General features: G+C 59.6%; 8 protein-coding genes. All 8 read right to left on the bottom strand.

All coding sequences use genetic code 11. From position 1 onward, the window contains the following. Positions 1 to 6: 6 nt before the first annotated feature. The 8 genes from ACP7AJ_RS18970 to ACP7AJ_RS18935 all read right to left on the bottom strand — a co-directional run bounded on the left by ACP7AJ_RS18970 (position 7) and on the right by ACP7AJ_RS18935 (position 19,227). The gene (locus ACP7AJ_RS18970; protein ID WP_426061774.1) at positions 7 to 2,334 is read right to left on the bottom strand and encodes a DUF5703 domain-containing protein; all 2,328 of its coding nucleotides are present in this window, start codon (positions 2,332 to 2,334) and stop codon (positions 7 to 9) included. 2 nt (positions 2,335 to 2,336) lie between these two features. Next, positions 2,337 to 3,773 (bottom strand): sialate O-acetylesterase, encoded by a 1,437-nt coding sequence (locus ACP7AJ_RS18965; protein ID WP_426061773.1) that lies wholly within the window; start codon positions 3,771 to 3,773, stop codon positions 2,337 to 2,339. Positions 3,774 to 3,905: 132 nt separating this feature from the next. Then, positions 3,906 to 5,948: an aceric acid hydrolase gene (locus tag ACP7AJ_RS18960; RefSeq protein WP_426061772.1), complete on the bottom strand. Its 2,043-nt coding sequence runs from the start codon at positions 5,946 to 5,948 to the stop codon at positions 3,906 to 3,908. Positions 5,949 to 5,955: 7 nt separating this feature from the next. After that, complete coding sequence (locus ACP7AJ_RS18955; RefSeq protein ID WP_426061771.1) at positions 5,956 to 9,489, bottom strand: glycosyl hydrolase; 3,534 nt, start codon at positions 9,487 to 9,489, stop codon at positions 5,956 to 5,958. Position 9,490: 1 nt separating this feature from the next. Continuing rightward, positions 9,491 to 12,904 carry a glycoside hydrolase family 2 TIM barrel-domain containing protein gene (locus tag ACP7AJ_RS18950; protein WP_426061770.1) on the bottom strand — a complete coding sequence of 1,138 codons (3,414 nt, stop codon included), beginning with the start codon at positions 12,902 to 12,904 and terminating at the stop codon, positions 9,491 to 9,493. A 9-nt stretch (positions 12,905 to 12,913) separates the two neighbouring features. After that, positions 12,914 to 15,331 carry a beta-galactosidase GalB gene (galB, locus tag ACP7AJ_RS18945; RefSeq protein WP_426061769.1) on the bottom strand — a complete coding sequence of 806 codons (2,418 nt, stop codon included), beginning with the start codon at positions 15,329 to 15,331 and terminating at the stop codon, positions 12,914 to 12,916. 62 nt (positions 15,332 to 15,393) lie between these two features. Next, positions 15,394 to 16,554: a glycosylase gene (locus ACP7AJ_RS18940; RefSeq protein WP_426061768.1), complete on the bottom strand. Its 1,161-nt coding sequence runs from the start codon at positions 16,552 to 16,554 to the stop codon at positions 15,394 to 15,396. A gap of 6 nt (positions 16,555 to 16,560) precedes the next feature. Next, complete coding sequence (locus ACP7AJ_RS18935; protein WP_426061767.1) at positions 16,561 to 19,227, bottom strand: family 78 glycoside hydrolase catalytic domain; 2,667 nt, start codon at positions 19,225 to 19,227, stop codon at positions 16,561 to 16,563. Between the last annotated feature and the right edge of the window lie 1,405 nt (positions 19,228 to 20,632).

The raw sequence follows: 20,632 nt of genomic DNA, 5'->3' as shown, positions 1-20,632 counted from the left end.
CGGCACTTATTCCATCACCACTACATCCTTGCGCCGCGACTCCGGCAATACTTTCAACTCCTGCACCTTGCCATTCCGGAACGTGGCTTCGACGGTGGTTTGGTAGGGCGCGTGCAGCTTGAAATGCACGTCCCAGGTTTTGGGCCAGGCGGGGAGCAAGTAGATTTTCCGGTCGTCGGTTTGTAGCAGCATCTCCTGCAATCCTATCATGCCGGAGCCACCCCAGTTGTGGTCGGGGGCCCAGTCGTAGCCGGGGCCCCAGAAGGCGGGAAAGCGCCGGCCCGAATCTTTCAGCTTGCCTACGGTCAGCTCCGCCGCTTCGTCGGTCAGGCCGAGGCGGGCGGCAAAGATGTTGTGCTGCTTCCAACCCACGTGGCTACGAAATTTCTGTACGTCCGCATCGTAGCGATAGGTGTTGATGGCGGTAGCTAAATCGGGCTGGCCCACGCCATAGATTCCCCAGGGAAAAACGGGGTAGAGCTGCGGGCTCTCCACGTTGTTGATGCGCTCCCAGGACTTGGCCGGGGCGATGGTGGCGTGGCCCTGCACTTCGCGCAGGCTGATGGCCGGAATGCGGGCCAGCATGGCCGCCCACTGCTCGCGCTGCGCTGGCGTGCCGTAGGCCGGAGGCAGGGCCAGCAGGCGGGTGAGCACGGTGCGCAGGCCCGTGATGGTGGCGGTGGAGTTATTAGCCATCTTGTAGGTCTCGGCGCCCGAGCCGGGGTAGAGCACGAGGTGCCCTTCGCCGTCCAGTGCTTTGGCACCGCGTTGGCGCGCCAGGTATTGGTAATGCTCATCGAAGAACGTGAGGCAGCTCTGCACGAAGGGCAGGTAGTTGGCCACGTCCTGGCCGGCGTAGCGCTCGGTTTCCAGCATCATCAGGCAGAACTCCAGCACGGTGTCCCACTCGTATTCCAACCAAGCGTTGTATTCCATGCCGGGGTCGAAGCCGGGCGGGCGCTTCCAGTTGTACTCAGCTGGGTTGGGCAGGCCAAAGTTTTCGAGCTGCTCGGTGAAGCAGGCGCCGGGGTGGCGCCAGTAGGTCTGGCTGCGCAGCTCGGCGTTGCGCAGCAGGCGCAGGTAGAAATCGAACTGCGGCTTCATGAAGGCTGCGTCGCCGCTCTTGAGCATTGGCCAGTACACCAGGCGCTGGTTCTGGGCGGTGTGGGTGCCGCCGCCCCAGTTGCGAAAATCCGGCGTGAACTTCAGCGTGGAGTCGGTGAGCACGGGGTCGTAGGTGAAGAGCCCGCCGTTGAACTTGGTGGGGGAGGTGCCGAAGGCATTGCAGCCCAGCATGTAGCGGAACAGCTGGTAATTGCGCCCCGCCTGCCACTCCGGCGCCTGTGGTGCGAGCTTACCGGGCTGGATGTAGATGAAGCTGCGGTTCCAATAGTCCCGCCACCAATCCAAGGTGCGTTGGCGGGCAGCTTTGGGATTTTGCTCAGTGGCCAAAAGGGTCTGCTGCAACTGCTGCTGCCATTGCATGGCAGTCGGCACCGTAGCCGTTTGCAGGGCCACCACCATGGAGTGTGTCCGAGCTGGCGCGCGGCTTTTCAGCTTCCAGCCTTGGTAAGGGGTGTTGAGATACTGGCCGGCGTAGGTGCCGGCGGGCACCATGTTGCGGCCCAGCAGGGCGCCGCCAAAAACCAATTCGTGGAGCGGGTTATAAAGCTGTGATTTCGCCCCGGCCAGTCCTTGCTGCTGCACAGTGACATCAAACACAGTTTGGGGGCCGTTCTGGTGGAAGAACTCGACGCCTTGGTTGCGGAATCTGATGCTGTCGCGCCGGGTTTTCACGTTGCCCTGCGGCGCCCACTTGTAGGAATTCTGGTTGTTTTCCTTGCCCTTGGTGGCGCGGTCGGCGTAGCGCCAGCTTTCGTAGCTGGCTTCGGCGCTCAGCTTGCTGCTGCCAGTGATTTCAACGTGCACCACCGGACGAAACACGTCGACCCAGATGTGCACCTGGACCGATTGGTTACCTACTGCGCCGGTCAGGCGTACGTCGCCGGTTTGCAGGGCTAGCTCCTGCTTAAAGGTTCCGCGCTCAAACGGGTTGGGCGTCAGCCGCAGGCGCACCCGGCCCAGCTTGAGCAGGCTGTTGTTTTCGTCGAAAGTGCCACTGCGCGCTATGTAGAACAGCACGTCGCCCTTTTCCACCCACACATTCAGGCCAATGTCGCCGCCTCCACAGGGCATAGATTCACCAGCGTTGCGGCTCGCGCTGGTCCAGGTGATGTTGCAGGCTGCCAGCTCGGGGCTGGGCTTTTGTGCCTGCGCGCTCAGGCCGGCGAGCCAGCTGCAGCACCACAGAAGCAAAGGGCAGGCGCGCTTCATACTTACTGGGCCCAATCGTCGGTGCGGAACGAAGAGACGGGCAGGCCCTCGTTGCTGAACAGCGTGGCGCGAGTATAGTCGCGAAACGCGTAGCGTACGGCCACCGGCGCCGCCACTTCGGCGGCTGTGACGTTGACCACGCTGCCCGCAATACTGGCTTTGGCGGGGTACCACTTCTGGTCGGCCCCAGCCACTTCAAAGCCCGCTAGTTCTTGCCCAAACGTCGTCATGCCCATGGGCGAGTTCTTGAAGCGCACGGTCGCCGTTTTGTCCTTCACGGTCAAGGATTCATAGGTGGGGCTGAGTGCGCCGAACCCCTTCTGTCCATAGGTTTGAGTCAGGGCCAGGTAAGCCAGGCGGGTACCGGCCGGCTCCTTGCGCATGGGGTGGATGGACGTTTCCTCGCCCACATCCAGGAGCACGGCCATGGCGGTGTTGGGCACTTGGTCCTGCAACTTGCGCTGGGCATCGCGCAGGAAGGCCGAGTTGTACTTGCCGCCTTTGTTGGAGGAAGTGCGGGTGTAGTCGAACGGCGCAATCTGGGCGTAGTAAAAGGGAAAGTCACCGATGCTCCAACGGCTTCGCCACTGCTTCACCATGGCGGCAAACAGCTTTTCGTACTGGTCGGGCCGGTCGTAGTTGGATTCGCCCTGGTACCAAATAGCGCCCTTGATGCCGTAGCCCTCAATGGGGTGCAGCATCCCATTGTAGAGCGTGGTGGCTGTGCGGCTGACCTGCTTAATGGTGTCGCCCCGGGCCGGAATCTTCACGCCGGCAAACTGCCGCAGGTTCTCCGCATCCATCCACGCTTCAATGAAGGAGCCGCTGTAGCTGCAGTGAATCAATCCCACGGGCACCTGCAGCATCTCCTGCAGCAGGCGCCCGAAGTAGTAGCCCGTGGCGCTGAAGTTGGCCACGGCTTCGGGCGAGGCGGCGCGCCAAGGCGAGGGCTTGCTGTTTTCCTGGGGCTCGGTGACCGAAGAGCGGGGCACTATGTACAAGCGCAGTTGGTCGTTTTTCGACTTTACAATGGCTTCGTTCGAGCCCAGCACCGGCTGGCCCTTGAAGCCCTTCATGGGCATTTCCATGTTTGATTGCCCGCCGCACAGCCAGACCTCGCCCACCAGCACGTTCTTGAGCTTTACTGGCGTGCCGTCGCTAATAGTCAACTCGTAAGGCCCACCAGCGGCTGGTGTTTTTACCTTCAGCCGCCACTTGCCGGCAGCATCGGTCTGGGCACGGTACTTCTGCTTGTCCCACGACGGGCTCACGGTGACTGTGCTGCCAGCCTTGGCCCAGCCCCACACGGCGCACTCGGCCTGCTGCTGAAATACCATGTTGTCGGTGAACAGCGAAGGCAGGCGCGGCTGGGCACGGCTGAGAAGCGGCAGGAGCACCAGTAGCGTGATGCATGCCAGAAATAAAGACTTTGATTTCATCAAGCAGTGGTTGCGAGGATGGAAAGGGAAGTGGGCTGTAGAGACGCCACACTTGGCGTCTCGGCGTTGAAAGATGATGTGCAAACGACGCGGACGCCAAGACGCCAAGTGTGGCGTCTCTACATTGTTCAATTATCTGCTCACCGGTATCCACACTTCCATATCCGAATGCCCGCGGTTGCCCCAGGCGTAGTAGGGGATGAGTGTCACGGGCACTGGCGTGGGCTGTTGGGCCGGGAGCTTGCGGTACAACTGCGAGCCCCATTGCGCCTCCGGCGCTAGGGTACCATGGCCGGTAAGGCTCATCATTTGGCTGCCGCCAATGGTAACCGGTTTGGGTTGCAGGCTGGCCGTGGCGGGCAGAGTGAGGGCCGAAATCTTTTGGTTGGCTGGGAAGTCTTTAGTTTCAAGGCAGTACACAATGGGGCCGCGCTTCACAGCAACTTGGTTGCGGGTTTCTTCCACCAGCGGGTTGGCTTCGAGCAGTTGCGCGGGCATCGGCAGTTGCAGTTCTACCCGGTCGCCCTTCTTCCACGAGCGGTTTATTTCGGCATAGGTCCCGGGTGTGAGCGTAGCGACGATTGGCTTGCCATTAACAAGCAGCGTGGCACCATCGCACCATGCCGGCACGCGCAGAAACATCGAGAATGGCTTCTTTGGGGCCTCATCCAGCGTCAATTTCACGTTGCCATCCCAAGGATAGTTGGTTTCTTGGTTCAAGCTTAGTGCCGCGCCGTTTCGGAGCTTGGTGCTCAGTTTGTTGCCGCCGTACAGGTTAACCCACAGGCCTTTGTCGGAGGTGCTGTACATGTAGTTGTTGACTTCGGCAATGGTGCGCACCACGTTAGGCGGGCAGCAGTTGGATAGGCTGATGTAATCGACCCGGTCCTTCGACCACCGCTGCTGAAACGGCAGCGCATCGGAATACGCCAGCGGGTTGGTATACAAAAACCGTTGGCCGTCGAGGCTGATACCGGACAGCACGCTGTTGTACAAGGCGGTTTCGAGCACGTCGGCGTACTTGGCGTTGCCGCTTACTTGCAGCATGCGCCAGTTCCAGAGCACGTTGCCAATGTTGGCGCAGGTTTCGCCGTGGGCCGTGAAGTTGGGCAGCTGGTAGTCGCGCCCATAGGCCTGGTGGATTTTCTGCACCGTGTCGGGCTTGTAGGCCGTGCCGTCGGGCGAGACGCCGTCGTACAGGGCCCCGCAGGCGCCCGTGACGTACATTTTGCGCTGCGTCACGTCGTCCCACATGCGGTTGAGGGTGGTGAGCAGAGTGGCGTCGCCGGTTTCGGCGTACACGTCGGCGGCACCGGCGAAGAGGTAGTTGGCGCGCACGGCGTGGCCGCCGGCCTGCTGCATCTGGCGGAACGGAATGCGGTCCTGGTTGTCGTCGGTGCCCACTTCGGCCACCAGCCCGCGAATGTCAATAAGGCTCTTGGCTAGCTCCAGGTAGCGCGGGTCACGGGTGGTGCGGTACATTTCCACTACGCCCATGTAGTGCGAGGGACAAATAGCGTTGCGCGCCAGTTCGGGAGAGGCTTTTTTGTAGAAATTATAGAGGTAATCGGTGGACTTGCGAGCCAGGTCGAGCATGGTGGTCTTGCCCGTGGCGCGGTAGTGCACGCAGGCCGCCGTCATGAGATGGCCCAGGTTATAGGTCTCGAAATTCAGCCGGTTCTTGAACGCCGCCTTCTGACCCGGATTATTCAGCTCGGCAATGGTGCTATGGGTGCTGAGGTAGCCATCGGGCCGCTGCACCTTGGCAATTAATGCAATGGCTTCATCAAGCTGCTGGTCAAGCTTGGGGTCGTGGGTCACAGCGTAGGAAGCAGCCACGGCTTCCAGGAGCTTGAAGAAGTCACCATCGTGAAAGGGAGGACCCTTGTGCTCACCTTTGGCCAGCCCGGCGGCAATCTCAAAGTTCTTATAAGCATGGTTGCGGTCGCTGTGATAAAGCGCCCACATGGTCGGAATCATGGATTTTTGGCATACATCGAACCGGTCGGCCCAGAAGCCGGTGGTCCAGGCCACGCTGCCCATGTCCACGCTGCTCAACTTGGCGTGGGTGCTGCTGGAGGTGTTTACCAGGGCTTTTTGCTGGGCATGCAGGCTTGGAGCCGCAAAACTCAGGCACAGCAAGCCGAGTCCAAATTTGCTGATTGACACGTTCATAAGACTGTTATTTGGAGCGGGAATACTGCGGTTGAGCGCTGGTGCTGATGCTTACCGGACCCAGCAAGCCTGCCGGTAGCAGCGGTTTGTTGGCGGCCGGCGAAGGCGCGGTGGTGTTTGTCAGCCGCTGCTCCGCCGGCAAGGCTCGGTCGCCAATGAGACGGTTGGCCCAGGTGTTGGTCACGAGAATGCGGAGTTGGTTGTCACCTTTTTTGACGGCCTCCGTGATGTCGATGCGGTAGGGGGCGGTCCAAGAAATGCCACAGGCTTTGCCGTTCAACTGCACCTCCGCGAGGTTGGCCAGTTGGCCCAACTCCAACCACACGCGTTGCCGCGCGCGCTTGGCAGGCTTCCAGCGGAAGGTTTGGGTGTATTCTGCCGTACCCGAGTAATTGCGAATGCCCGTGTCGGTGTGCTTGCTCCAATCGGTGAGTTGGCTGAAGGCGACGGGCTGAGCCGGTCCGCCCATTTTGGCATCGAAGCGGACTTGCCACGGGCCGCTGAGCGTTTGCACCGTCCGTGTTTCCAGCCAGTTAGTGCCGGTGTGCTCGGCCTGCGTGGTGATTGACTCCCGGAACACCACGAATATCGAGCCGTTGCGGTCGAGGTGAACCGGCAGGCTGGTCCGGCCATTAGCCGTCTGCCACTCGCGGGCGGGGTAGGTTTCGCCGGTCACGGCATCCCACAGCTCCGGGCGGCGCCCGGCTACGCGCAACGACAGGTTGATGGTGCGGGCCGAATCGAGCTGGTTCGAGATAAAGTAGATGTCGAACTGCGCGTCCGTGCGATGATTCCAGGCGATGCTCGGCGCTTGCTGTCCGTTGGCGAGGCTGGCCGTTACGTCTCGCTCCAGGCCCAAAGCGGCAAAAGAATCGGCCGTGAAAGGCCCGTGCATTACACGAACTTTACTCTCATTAACGAATGGCTCAATCTTATGCTGACCAGTATACACCAATTTCGCGGGGCGGTTTGCCACATTAGAATCAGTTGGCAAGCCGGCGAGACTCAAAATCTTATATGATTCTCGCTGCACCACATTATCAGCATTTGGGAAATCCTGCAATCCCGGCGAGTGGTTGGGCTGACGATTAAACAGAATGGTGGCTCCCGCTTGCACCAGTTCGTGTAAACGCTTGGCAACTGCCGGTGACATGGAACTGCTATCGAGGTTCATTTTTTGTGCGCCTGGCACCACAAGAACACCATAACTAGCTCCTCCCGGCAGTAGGATGCGTCCGTAGCGCACAGTGGCGAGGTTCAGCAGCGCATCCTTATTGAAGGAGTCGTAGGCGTAGCCGTGAAGCGGGTCGACCAGCGTTTCGGCCGTGGCCATGTTGGCTGAGGCCGAGACTTTCTCGGGCAGCTCCCGCATGGGCAGGCCCACATTGGCGAGGCGCTTGCGCTCGCTAGCGACCATTTGCGGCCCGAAAATGCCGGGCAACTCTGCCACTAACCTATCAGGCAGCACGGCCCGGCTTGGAGTTTCTTCACCGGTGAACACGGCCACGTCTACTACCGGGCGGCCAAGCTGCAGCAGGGCCTGGCAGCGGCGGGCGTAGTCGACCCAGGCGCGGCCGGGCTTCCACCAGGTTTGGTCGCGCTGAAAAAAAAGGCCGATGCCGCTTAGCGTCATGCCCGGCCGCCGGTCAAGCCAGGGATTGTGCACAAACACGTGGTACACCATGCGGTTGACGCCCAGCGCGTAGTTGCGGTCCTGCAGGGCTTTGAGCATGCCGGGGTGCTCGTCCCAAGCCAGCTTCAGCTCGGTAAAGGCTTCGGCTTGGATGATGTTCTTGCCATAGATGTGCGCGCCCGAAATGGCGTCGAGCATGTCGTTGGGCTTGTCGTGGGTGGGGCTGCGCAGCCAGAACTCGCCCATGGGCACGTCCACGTTTTTGTAGTGCAGGAGGCCATCACTCACCATGGTCGGCGCGATGGCTTCGGCCGAAAACGAGCAGCCTTGGGCGTGTGCTAGCTCCTTCAGCGTCCCGTAAAACTTGTCGTTGACCAGCTCCGCGATGGTTGTGCGCACATCGAACAGCACCCGCTCCGAAACATCGGCACTTTGCAGCGGCACGCCGGCCAGCACCGGCAGATAAGGCAGCAGGTCGTAGCCGCGCCGCTGTTGAAACTCAACCGCAAAATTCTTCGACCAGTTCTGCGAGCCGCACTCCCAGCTGTCGACGTGAAAGACCTTGAGTACGCGCGCGGCCAGTTCTGGCCCGCCCTGCCGCACGGCCTCGCCAAACCACTTGTCAAACTGCAGTGTGACAGCTTCCGGGCTAAATTTATCGCACTCCAGGCCGCGGCCCCCGCCGCCAGTGGTATTGACCTGGCCGGTGGAGGTATGGCCCATGCGCAGGATGGTCCAGCGGCCGGGCGGAGCCGTCCAGTTAAGCTGGCCGCTGGCGTTTAGCTTGTCGCTGAGGTTAATAACCTTCCCCAACGGCACGCACTGTACATCGGGCACCTGAGCCGCGGTGGTGCGCTCGCTCACGCGCCATACGTCGCCGTTTTTGCCCTCAAACTGGTGAATTCGGGCCTCGCTTGAAAGCTGAATTTCCGACACTTTCAATGACTGTTTCCACTTGGCCGCGTCCAGGTCTTCGGCACCGGGTTCCGAGCCGGCGGGGTCGTAGGCAAAACGGAAAAACCGGGCCGTGGTGGCTGGCAGAGCGTGCGTTACGGCACTGGAGTCCTGCCAGCCGCTGCGGGGCGGCTGCAAGCGCGCCACGGCCCGGAAGGTGCGGCCGTCGTTGCTCGCTTCTACCCGCAGGCGGTGGGCCTGGTAGTTATAGCCACTGGATTTGATACGGATGGAACGGCAAGTAAAGGGCTGGTCGAAGGCGTATTGAATCCATCCTGGCTCACTAGTCTTAAAACCGGCCTTATTACCTGCAGTAGCCAGTCGGTCAAGGTTTTCGCCTTTGAGGCTGCTGCTTATCTGGGGCTTAATGCTGTAGGTAGTCACTCCACCGCCATTGGGCGTGGGGTAGGCGTACACAGCAATGTCGCGGTAGTACCCCTGCACCGTGGGTGGCTGGGGCAGCGCCAAGCGGAGCTTTTTGCTACCCGTCACTTGGGTTTGAGCTGATACTACGTGTTGCATCGACAGTTCCGGCGTTATCCACGGCCCGCCACCCAGCGCAAAGCCGTCGCTGAAGTGTATTGCTAGCTTAAGGCCCAGCCGGTCGGCTTCCTGCATGGAGTGGCGCACCATCTTCCACCATTGCGGCGAGAGTTGAACCGCAGGTGGCGAGATGGCCGGCGGGTTTTCCACGCCCTTAATCGGCATTAGGTAAGCCCCGCCAATGCCAGCCTCCTTCATGGCTTCAAGGTCGGCGGTGATGCCCTCGGCCGTCACGGCGGCGTTCATCCAATACCAGAACACCCACGGCTTCGCCGCCTCGGGCGGGTTCTGGAAGGCTGCTTGCAGGTCAAGAACCGGCGCCTGGGCCTGGGCCGCGGTCATGGCTACCATCCCCGCCAGGCTAAGGAGCAGGCGACGCCAAAGAAGAGAAGGAGTGGGACAGGTGAACATATCAGAGTTTGCCAACTTTGCCGCCGGGCGCCGCCGGAGTAACGGAAGGGGTTTTCTTACCAAACTTCACAGTACGGGCCAGCGCGCTGGGGTCGGTTTTCTTGCCATCCACAGGCCGCAGGTAGAAGCTGTAGGCGTAGGGCTTAGCCGGCAGCTGGTACTGGTCGATGGGGGCGGCTTGGGCGTCCCAACTGGTATTGCCTCCCACGCCCATCTGGACTAGGTCGATGTTGAGGGTCAGGTATCCAGCGTCCTTGAGCTTGTTGGTGTGCCGGGCCTGCTGAATATTGGCCTCGGTGTGGGGCCAGGCGCTCATGCTAAGCAAGCTGTCGGCTACCACCAGCAGGCCCGTATTCTGTGGGCCGGTGAGCTGCATCCAGCGCACATCGGTGCGGTTGGCGTACTCCATGGGCACTACGTAGGAATCGGCAAATTCGGCCAGTGGCTGCGTGAAGATACCTGCATCAAACCCGTAGCGGCGGTCGATGTAGTTTTCCATCGGCCCGCGCCCGTAGTAGCTGATGCGGTCGTAGGCCCGCCGGATGCCCATTTGCATTCCCACCTTTGGGATGTTGGGCAGGCCGGCGCCCGGCGTAAGAGCATAGTCCACCTTGAGCGTGCCATCGCCGTTGAGCGTGTACACTACGCGCACGGTGGTTTTGCCATCGATGAGGGTGTAGACGCTGTTGAGGCTGGGTTGGCTGGGGTTGGACTGGTTGAGGGTCAGGCTTTGCAGCTTGGGCTCGGCTGCGAACCATTCCTTCAGCTTCTTATCGGCTTTCCAGCCGCGGCGGTCGTTGTCGGTGAGCGGGCGGGTGAAGTGGGGCAGGAGTGGGGCTGCCATCTGCTCGATGCCGCGCCAGCGGTAGGACGTAAGCGCGCCGGTGATTTTATCAATGGCGACTTGAAAATCCTTGCCGCTGAGTACGTAGAATTTTGCTTCGTCACGAACTGCAACGGCCGGCTCTTTGGCGGCCGCCCGTTGCGGCTGCGCCAGCCCAGTAAGGGCAAACTGGTTGGTGGCTACTTCGTGGCCTGCTGCAGCCCAGGCGCTGGCTTGCGGCAGCGTAAAGTGAATATCGGCCAGGTACTCGGTGCCCGGCTTCATTTTCGGGAGAAACGACTTAAGGCTGATAACTGTGTCGCGGCCCGCCGCCAGGGCCAGGCGGGGCAGCTGCTTGGTCGTCACTGCCTTGCCATCGGCCCGCACGATGAGGGTAAGTGCGTAGTCCTGCAAAGATTTCAGAGCGTGTCGGTTGCTGATTTTCAGCAGGCCTTTGGTGGCGTCTACCAAGGTGCATTCGGCCGGCTGGTATACCCGCTTGCACTCGTAGAGGGCGGCGTGGGGCCGACCATCCGAGGCCACGATGCCCTTAATAGTGAAGTCGTCGTAATACTTCTCGCCGAAGTCGCCGCCGTAGGCATAGAAGGCCGTGCCGGTGGAATCCTTTTTCAGCAGGCCTTGGTCTTTGAATTCCCAAATGCACCCGCCAATAATGCGCTTGGTGGCCCGCCAAGTGTCCCAGAACTCCTTCATGTTGCCGGTGGCGTTGCCCATGGAGTGGGCGTACTCGCAGAAGAAAATGGGCCGGTTGTCGCCGTTCTGCTGATTCGCCAGTAGCTCAGCCGTGAACAGGCCGGGGTACATGCGGCTCACCATGTCTACATAAGCCTGGTCCCGCGTGGTTTGGATTCGGTAGGCGTGATTTTTTGGGTAGTTCGGGTCCGAAGGGTCAATGTAGCCTTCCACGTGCGGGTCGCCCATGGCCGGCTCGTAGTGGATGGGCCGGGTGATGTCGAAATCGTGCAGCCAGGCAGCCATAGCGGCGTGGTTAGGCCCGCGACCCGACTCATTGCCCAGGCTCCAGAAAATGATGCTGGGGTGGTTTTTGTCGCGCAGGGCCATGCGCGTGCTGCGCGCCACGTAGGCCGACGTCCAGCTGGGGTCGTTGCTGAGCTTGGAGCCCAAGCCGTGAGTCTCCAGGTTGGCTTCGTCGATAACTAGGATACCGTACTCGTCGCAGAGGTCGTAGAAGTACGGGTCGTTGGGGTAGTGGCTGGTGCGAATGCAGTTGAAATTGAACTGCTTGAGTGTACGCACATCTTCCCGGATGTCCTCGCGCGACACGGCCATGCCCTTAGTGGGATGGTGGTCGTGCCGGTTCACGCCGTAGAGGTAGGTGAGCTTGCCGTTGATGAGCAGCTTGCCATTATCCTTGGAGAACTCAATGGTGCGAAACCCCACTTTGCAGCTCTTGGCTTCGAGCACGGTGCCGGCTTTGTCGGTGAGCGTGAGTACCAGCGTGTAGAGGTTAGGCGCTTCGTCGCTCCACTTGGCCGGGTTGCGAATGGTGGTTTCCAACAGTCCGAACTTGGCGTTGTCCAGCCGCGGGTAGGGCTCGTTGATGATGGATTCGGCCGTACGCTGCATCGGTTTTGCCAGTACAGGTGCCCCTTGCTTATCATAGAGCTGGGCGCGCAGCTGGTAGCCGGAAATGTCGTTGTTGCCCGTCAGGTTTTCCAAACGCGGGCGGATGCTCAGCACCGCGTCTTTATACTGCTTGTCGAGCTTGGCCTGCCAGTGAAAGTCGGCAATGCGCAGCTTGGGCTCGGCCATCAGCAGCACCTCGCGGAAGATGCCGCTCAGCCGCCAGTGGTCCTGGTCTTCCAGGTAGGAGCCATCGGACCAGCGCATCACCTGCACCGATACGATATTCTCGCCCGCCTGCAAATACGGCGACACGTTGAACTCCGACGGAAGGCAGCTGTCCTCGCCGTAGCCCAGGAACTTACCGTTCACCCACACCTTAAACGCCGAGCTGACGCCACCGAAATGCAAAGTCACGTTCTGTGCCTGCCAGCCTGCGGGCACCGTGAACGTGCGCTGGTAGGAGCCCACGCCGTTGTAGTCCTGCGGCACAAACGGCGGGTTCACGGGCCGAAACGGGTACTTGGCGCTTTTGTAGATGGGCTGGTCGTAGCCGTTCATCTCCCAGTTGGCCGGCACAGCCAGCTGCTTCCAGCCCCTTACCCGGCTTTTATAGAAATCCTTGGGCGCATCAGCTGGCTTCAAGGCAAAGCTGAAGTCCCACAAGCCATTAAGTGAAAGCAGGCGCGGCGTCTTGTCGCGGTTGCCAATCAGGGCGTCTTTTTCACTGGCAAAAGAATAGGCCGTGGCGCGGGCCGGCTCCCGATTGAGCTCGGTTATTTGCGGGATTTCCCAGCCATCGGCTTCGCCAGCGTAGACTTTGGGCAGGTTTGAAACACCAGGGAAGAAATACACGCTGGCTTCCTGGGCGTGAGCCCCGGTAGCTACTACCAGCAATGCCGCTACGGCCACTGATTTCAGCCACCGGGCCACGGCAGCGGCTGGTGAGAAACTGTTGACATGATGAAGCGGACGTTGGAAAAGCATGGCGCGGAGTTAGTTGCTGGTGAGCGTCACTGTAGCTGGGGCGAGGCCGTCGGCGGTGGCGTTAAGCGTGATTTGGCCAGCCTTGGCGGTGGTCTGGATAATGGCTAGCGCCATCCCGTTGTAGGCCTTGCGCGAGTCGGCTTTAAATGACTCCAAGCTGGCTTGATAGCCGTTGTCTACCCCGGCAATCAAGCCCGGTCCGCTTACTGAGAAGCGTACTAGGTGGGCGGCGTCGGGCACCGGGTTGCCGGCCGCGTCCAGCACGCGCACGGTGACGAAGGAAAGGTCTTTGGAGTCGGCGCGCAGCTTGTTACGGTCGGCTGTAAGCTCGATTTTGGCGGCAGGGCCAGCGGTTCTTATCGTACGCGTCAGCACGGTTTGGCCGCCTTTGCGCGATACCGCTTGCAGGGTGCCGGGGGTGTAAGGCACGCGCCACATCACATGCAGGTCATCGGGCTGCTTCTTGCGCGTACCCAATGACTTGCCATTGAGCAGCAGCTCCACTTCGTCGGCGTTGTTATAGTAGGCCCACACGTCCACGGTTTGGCCGGGAGTCCAGTTCCAGTGCGGCAACAGGTGCAGCACGGGCTTATCCGTCCACTCGCTCTGGTACATATAATAGATGTCTTTGGGGAAGCCGGCTAGGTCCAGAATGCCGAAGTAGGAACTGCGAGCGGGCCAGGGGTAGGGCAGGGGTTCACCCAGATAGTCAAAGCCTGACCAGACAAATGCTCCGCTGATAAAAGGGCTGTTCTTGACGGCGCGCCAGGCCTTTTCGTGGGTGGTACCCCAGTAGGGGGCCGCGTTGTCGTAGCTGGAAGCGGTGAAGTCGGAGTTGCCGGTAGTCAGCTTGGTTTTTCCGTCCTTGGGCCACACGCGTAGGCTGTCGGAGGGCATGTCGTAGTGCCCGCGCGTTTCGTAAGCCGCGGCGATTTCGGTGGCCAGAAATTTCTGGCCGGGAAAGCGCTTGGGTAGTTCGGGGTAATCCGCGTGCTTGTAATTGAAGCTTAAGACATCGAGCACACCAGCTTGGCTGATGAAGTTCTTGGCCGGCTCCTGCTCCGTCAGAGCTGACGTTACGGGTCGGGTCGGGTCGAGGCGCTTCACGGTGGCAGTCAGTTCCTTCGTGAGCCGCACGCCGGTACTGTCGAACTGCTCCCGGATTTCGTTGCCGATGCTCCAGATAAACACGCTCGGGTGGTTGCGGTCGCGCCGAATCTGGTCTTCTAAGTCCCGCTGGTGCCACTGTTTGAAATCGAGGTGGTAGTCTTGGCCGTTTTTCTTTTTCTGCCACATGTCAAAGGCCTCATCCATCACCAGAAAGCCCATCTTATCGCACAAATCCAGAAACTCCGTGGCTGGTGGGTTGTGGGCCGTCCGGATGGCGTTGCAGCCCATGGTCTTCAGCAGTTCCAGCTGCCGTTCCATGGCGCGGGTGTTCACTGCCGCGCCCAACGCGCCCAAATCGTGGTGCTGGCACACGCCCAGAATGCGCAGTGGCGCACCATTAAGTGAGAAGCCGCTGGCGGCATCAAACTGGAAGCTGCGCACGCCCAGCGGTGTTTCGTAGCGGTCTTCCAGCGTCGGGCCGCGCCGCACCTCCGTCACCACACGGTAGAGATAGGGCTTGGCCGGCGACCAGAGAACGGGGTGCTGCAGGCTGAGTTGTTGCGTAGTGCTGGCTGTGGTGCCCGTTACCGCTACCGCCGACGCGGTGGTTTCGGCCACCTTGCGGCCGCTGGCATCGAGAATGCTGGTGACCAGCCGCACGGTTTGGCGCTGGCCGGAGGTGTTGCGGAGGGTAGTTTGCACGCTCACGGTGGCCGCTTGCGCACTCACTTTTGGGGTGGTTACAAACGTGCCCCAGTGGTCTACGGCCACTGGTAGCGTGGTCACCAGCCGCACGTTGCGGTAAATGCCCGAACCTGTGTACCAGCGAGAGTTCGGCTGGGCCGAGTTGTCGACACGCACCGCCAGCACATTGGGTTGGCCGGCCGGCTGCAGGTAGCGCGTCAACTCGTAGCGGAAGGAGATGTAGCCGTTGGGACGCTTGCCCAGCGAGTGGCCGTTTAGCCACACTTCGCTGTGCTGGTACACGCCGTCGAACTCGATGAACACGCTCCGGCCCTTCCTAGCGGGCAGCGTAAATGTCTTGCGGTACCAACCAATGCCGGTGGGCAGGCCGCCACCTTCGGGTTTGGCCGGGTTTTTCTCGTCGAATTTGCCTTCGATGCTCCAGTCGTGCGGCAGCGAGAGCTTGCGCCAGCTGGCATCGTTGAACTGCGCCGCTTTGGCTTGCTCGTTATCGCCGAGGTAAAACTTCCAGCCTGGGTTGAAGTCGGCAACCACCCGGCCCGTGGGCGGCACTTCCGCGACCGCGGATGCGCCGAACAGCATGAGCAGGCAGAGGTAGTAGATTCGGGTCATATCAAGGAGAGTTCTACGGCGGGGCTTAGCCCTTCTTGGCTTCTTCGCCAGGCGGCGCGTGCTTAGTTGGATGAGGCTTTGGGAGCAGGAGGGGTGTTGGTTTTGGGCTTTTTTACCGGTGGCGCGATGAACGTCAGGCCACTCTTGCCTAAGTCCTTGGACGTGGCCACGGCGATGCCGCGTTGGTCGGGCTTGTTAACGGCGCAGTAGTAGTGATATACCACGCCCTTGTGCTTCACCACGAAGGACTTGTGGGCAAATAGCTCGTCGTAGGGCTCAGAGGGCTCAATGAGGTTAGCGCCCGTCCAGTCGGTCCAGTTCTTGAGGTCGTAGGAGCAGGCGAAGCGGTTCACGGCACCTTTCACGCCGGGGTAAAATGCGCCGAAGTAGAACATCACCCACAGGCCGTTGTCCATCTTCTGCACATAGGCATCGCCCGTGATGCCGGTGTGGTGGTTGAGCACAGGATTGCGCAGGTAGCGCTTCCAATGCGTCATGTCATCCGATACGGCCATGCCGATGCGCTCGGCCCCACGCTTGGCGTTGAGGCTGTCGCCGTTGGCGTTGTAGTACATCACGAAGGGGTGGCCGGTGAGCTTGGTCTTGTCCCAGATGACGGAGCTTTTGTAGATGGTGTGGTTTTCCCACCAGCGCACGTCCGGGTCGGTGGCTTTCAGCAGGGGCTGGGGCAGGCGCTGCCACTGGTGCACGGAGGATGGGTCCTTGTCGGTGTAAGCCATGCCGATGGACAGCAGGCCTTTCTCGTAGCCCCGGGAGTTGCCACCGAAGTACGACATCCAGTACTTGCCCTGGTAGGGCTGCCACTCGTAGCTGCCGCCCCATTTGGTGTCCTGCAGGGCCACGTAGCCGGCTTTCTGGTTGGTGTCCCAGTCCGTGGTGTCGGTAAAAGCCATGATTTTGCCCTTGGTTTCCCACTTCAGCAGGTCTTTGCTCTGGGCCAGCCAGGTTTCGTAGCCGCGCCCGTCGTAGATGATGTAGGTCATATACCATTGCCCATTTTTGCGGAACACGCTCGGGCAGTCCATCTTCTTCTTGTTGTCGTCGGTGACAAGCACCAGGCCGTACTTATGCGGAGTTTTCACTTCCTCGTACACCTTTTGCATCACGGCGGCCGGCACTTCTTTCGGCTTGGCCTTTTGTGCCCACCCCGGCACGTAACCCAAGCATGCGAGTAATAAAAGGCAGGAGAGTTTCAATTTCATAAAAAGCTAGTTTAAGCTGACCACAAAATGGTAGGTGCCAGAGCCGGCCTTCACGCGCGCATTATCACCTTCGCTACCCAGCAGCTGCAGTTCTGGGTGCTGCGCCAGCGGCTTGTTGCCTTCGGTGATGCGGGCGTCCGCGGGGGCGGGCAGGTAAATGGTAGCAGTGGTATTGGCCGGTATCGTCACCGTCAAATCGAAGGTGCTGTCCGTCTTTTTCCAGGCACTGGCAATCAGCCCGTAGGGCGAGTGGTAGCTGGCCTGGGCGCTGGTCACGTCGCCCACGGGCTCGGGCCGAATGTCTATTTTGTTGAAGGCCACCGACCCCTCAGCGGGCCGAATTCCCGCCAGCCCACTGTAAAGCCATTCCATTAGATGTCCCAGCATCAGGTGGTTGTTTGACACTGATGGCAGCGCCGCCCACGATTCCGTAAGCGCCGTAGCGCCCTTGGCCAATTGGTAGCCATAGCCTGGCACGTCGGCCCGGCTGTTCATGTCAAAAATGACGTCGGAGCGGCCTTCGTCTTCGAGCACCCGCAGCAGGTAGCGGTAGCCGATGTCGCCAGCCGTGAGGCTATTATTTCGGCTGCGAATGTCCTGCACAATGTTTTCCACCACGGCTGCTTTGTCGGCCGGTGCCACTAGGTCCATGTACACGGCCATGGCGTTAGCGGCCTGACTGCCGGTGGCGTACTGCTTGGTAGTAGTGTTGAAGAACTTGGCATTGAAAGCCTTTTTTACTTCGATTGCCCGGTTTTCGTAGGCTACGGCCTCGTCGGTCTTGCCCAGCAGGCGCGCCACCTGCGCCAGGATGCCCAGGTCGTAGTGGTAGGTAGCTGTGCCCGTCACGCCCATGGGCGTGAGCTGCGACACGCCCGGCGGTTTGGGGCCGAGGTCGTACCAGTCGCCCAGCCCCTGGCTGAGGATGTGGCCCTCGGCCTTGGTGCCGAGGTATGCCACGTACCGCTGCATCATGGGGTAGTTCTCGACCAGCGCCTGGTGGTCGCCGTACCACTGGTAGAGGTACCAGGGCAGAATAATGCTGGCGCTACCCCACTCAGGCGAGTCGCGGAACATGTCGCCGCCCCACTCAAACTTCACGTACTCTGGCGCGATTTCAGGCACCAGCCCATCGGCGAGCTGCGAGGCGCGCATGTCAAGCAGGGTCTTGCGGCACAGCGTGGCAATGTCGTAGTTGTAACGCATCGAGCTGCCCATCAGGTGGGTTTCTTCCAGCCAGCCCAGCTTCTCGCGGTGCGGGCAGTCGGTAAACACACTCGCCAGGTTGCTCTTAATGGACCAATCAATCAGTTTATTGGTACGATTGAGCAAGTCGTTGGAGCACGAGAAAGCGCCCACACGCGCTGCGGCGTTGCGGGTGTGCAGCGCTTTGAGACTGATGATTTCCGGCTGTCCAGTCGGATTAGGCTGACCTTGGGGCACTCCGCCGGTTACCTGCGCGTAGCGGAACCCGTAGTAACTGAAGCGGGGGCACCAGGTTTCCACTCCGTTGCCTTTCAGCACGTAAGTGAAGTAGTACCCGCGCCCGATATTCTTCTGGGTAATTGTGTGGTCGGCTGCCAGCAGCTCAGCCGGCGCAATGCGCACGGTGTCGCCCCGGCGCCCTTTCACCTGCAGCTCCACTATGCCCGAGGCGTTCTGGCCGAAGTCGTACACCCACTTTCCCGGTTGGGCCACCTTGATGCTTCGGGGCTTGAAAATATCAAAGGTCTGGAGCGGCTCCTGCTGCTGGGAGAGCAGTTCGGGTGGACCATCTACCACGATGACGGGCCGCCATTGCTGGTCGTTGAACCCTGCCGTGGCCCAGCCGGCCTGTTCGAGGGTGGCATTGTAGTCCTCGCCGCCGTAGATGCTGGAAAAGACTATGGGCCCGGCCGCCGTTTTCCAGGTGGGGTCGCTCACGATGTCCTCCCGCGAGCCGTCGGCATACTCAAGTGCTAGGCGGCAAATCAGCTTTGGGTACCCGAAAGCTGCCTTGAGTTTGCGGTAGCGCTCCTTCACCGGTGGCACGTAGTAGAAGCCGTTGCCGAGCAGCACGCCCAGTGCGTTCGGGCCACGCTTGAGCAGGCGCGTGACGTCAAAGGCGACGTACTGGGCCTGCTTATCGTACTTGGTCCAGCCCGGGTCGAGGAAGTGGCTGCCCACCTTCTGCCCGTTGAGCAGCAACTCAAAGTGTCCGAGCCCGCTGATAAAGATAAATGCTTTGGCCAGTCGCTTTTTCGCAGTGAATTGTTTCCGCAATAGCGGCAGCACGTTATTTTCAGTATAGGTATCTTTCTTGCCGTCGACGGGTAATACGGCCACCCGCTCGGTCGGGAGTTGCTCGTAGGCTATCCATTGGGCCCCACGCCAGTCCTGTGGTGCCAGCAGGCCCATTTGCCACTCGGCCGGCGCCGACCATGACGATTCCGCGGCTTGGTTGTCCCAGATTTTTACTTTCCAATAATAGGCTTTGGCCGGCTCCAGCGGCCGGCCGGCGTAGCTTATTTGGATGGAAGCGCCAGCCATGACCTTGCCCGAATCCCAGACATTGCCCTTGTTTTGGCTTAACTGCTTCGGGCTGTCGGCAACCAGAATGCGATAGGCCGTCTGCACCACGTTGCGGCGGTAGGTATCTAGCTCCCAGTTCAGAACCGGAGTGGGGCTCTGCACGCCCAAGGGCCTATTTTGATATATACATTTTAAGTTTGCTGCCTGCAATTGTTGCGCGGAGGCTGAATGATAAATCAGTACAGAAACAATGAGCAGGCTGGCCCAACATAACTTAATATTCAAGGAAAGAAAAGAGCTTGTTTTCATTGCCTTGAGGTTCAGCAGGGCTTAATTAATTGCTTCGTGGTGCCGTTAGGTTCGTCTTCTTTCTCCGATGCACGCCAGAGGGGCATTAATGGCCGATAGGGCAGGGGCTCATTCACACAACCTTAGAAATAGGGCTGTCTACAAATGTAGAATTTCGCGGCATCGGCTCCGTGCTGCCCTTTGACATCTTGTTGTAGGATATTAGCACGGGTGTTGTTCAGAAATTTGAATAGGAGAGCCCTGCAATTATTGCAGGCAACAATGAGACGTCTGGTCAATGGCTTGGTCTCTCGAATCAGCTGACCAGTGGATGGATTTGACGATATACCCATATGCTCGTATCGGGTAAAACGAAGTGCCCACCTCCTATGTGGAAAAGAAACGACATCCGCGCGATAGAGCCCAGCCCGTTCATTTAGATTGCACCGACTGAGTTACTACCACCTCCGGTTAGTGCTGCCGCTGTGCATCTTCCAAGTAACGTTCTTGACCGTGTCGCTGCTGCATAAAGTGGCCCACTAGTTCACGAAACCTACCCCATTTATTGCTATTGAAGAGCAGAATCGCCAGCAGGCCCCTTACCCCATTTTCAACTTCAGTCGAGCTAACATCAGGTTGAAAAACTCTTGCATTACGCGTTGGTCACTAAATTGCTCCTGTTTGCTCAAACCGATAGGATTCTCACAGTGCTCTATAGCCTGAGCTCGCCCTGCAGCCAACTATACCTGTGCTTCTCTTACTCAGAAACGACAAAGCTGTTTTGAGCTCAGGCGAGTGCATTTTTCTAAATGACTGTACTGGCAAAGACTACTACTTCTTCAGTTCTGGTTTTGGGTAACTTATTGAGCTTTCACAAGAGTAATTAGTTACGAAGTCAAGTTGCAGGTTAATACCGCTGTAGTACCAGGTTCTAAAACAATAAAGAGGAATGTCGGAGGCGATGTCATACCTAAAACGGCCTTGAATCACATTCAAGGCCGTTTTAGAGAGCTTTAGATAACAAAGGGTTTAATTCCAGTTGGGCCCACATTAAACCCCGTTCCTATCAAGGGACGGGGGCTAGCTAGAGGCCCCGAAACAATAATTGCCACTTTAGGAATATAATTATCAATCAATACCAAAGACGAAGAGAATTTTCTACTGCTCATTCACAACCATGATTTTGGCCGCGCCTCTAAAACCAGCACGCCCCCCGCGGGCTGGTGAGAGCGGGCGGGGGGCGTGGGGTTGTAAAAAAGGTTGGCGGCGACCGACTCTC

The organism is Hymenobacter sp. B1770 (assembly GCF_049896385.1).
GTDB lineage: Bacteria > Bacteroidota > Bacteroidia > Cytophagales > Hymenobacteraceae > Hymenobacter.
The sequence above is the reverse complement of the archived record's forward strand: the minus strand, read 5'-3'. Positions and strand labels throughout refer to the sequence as shown.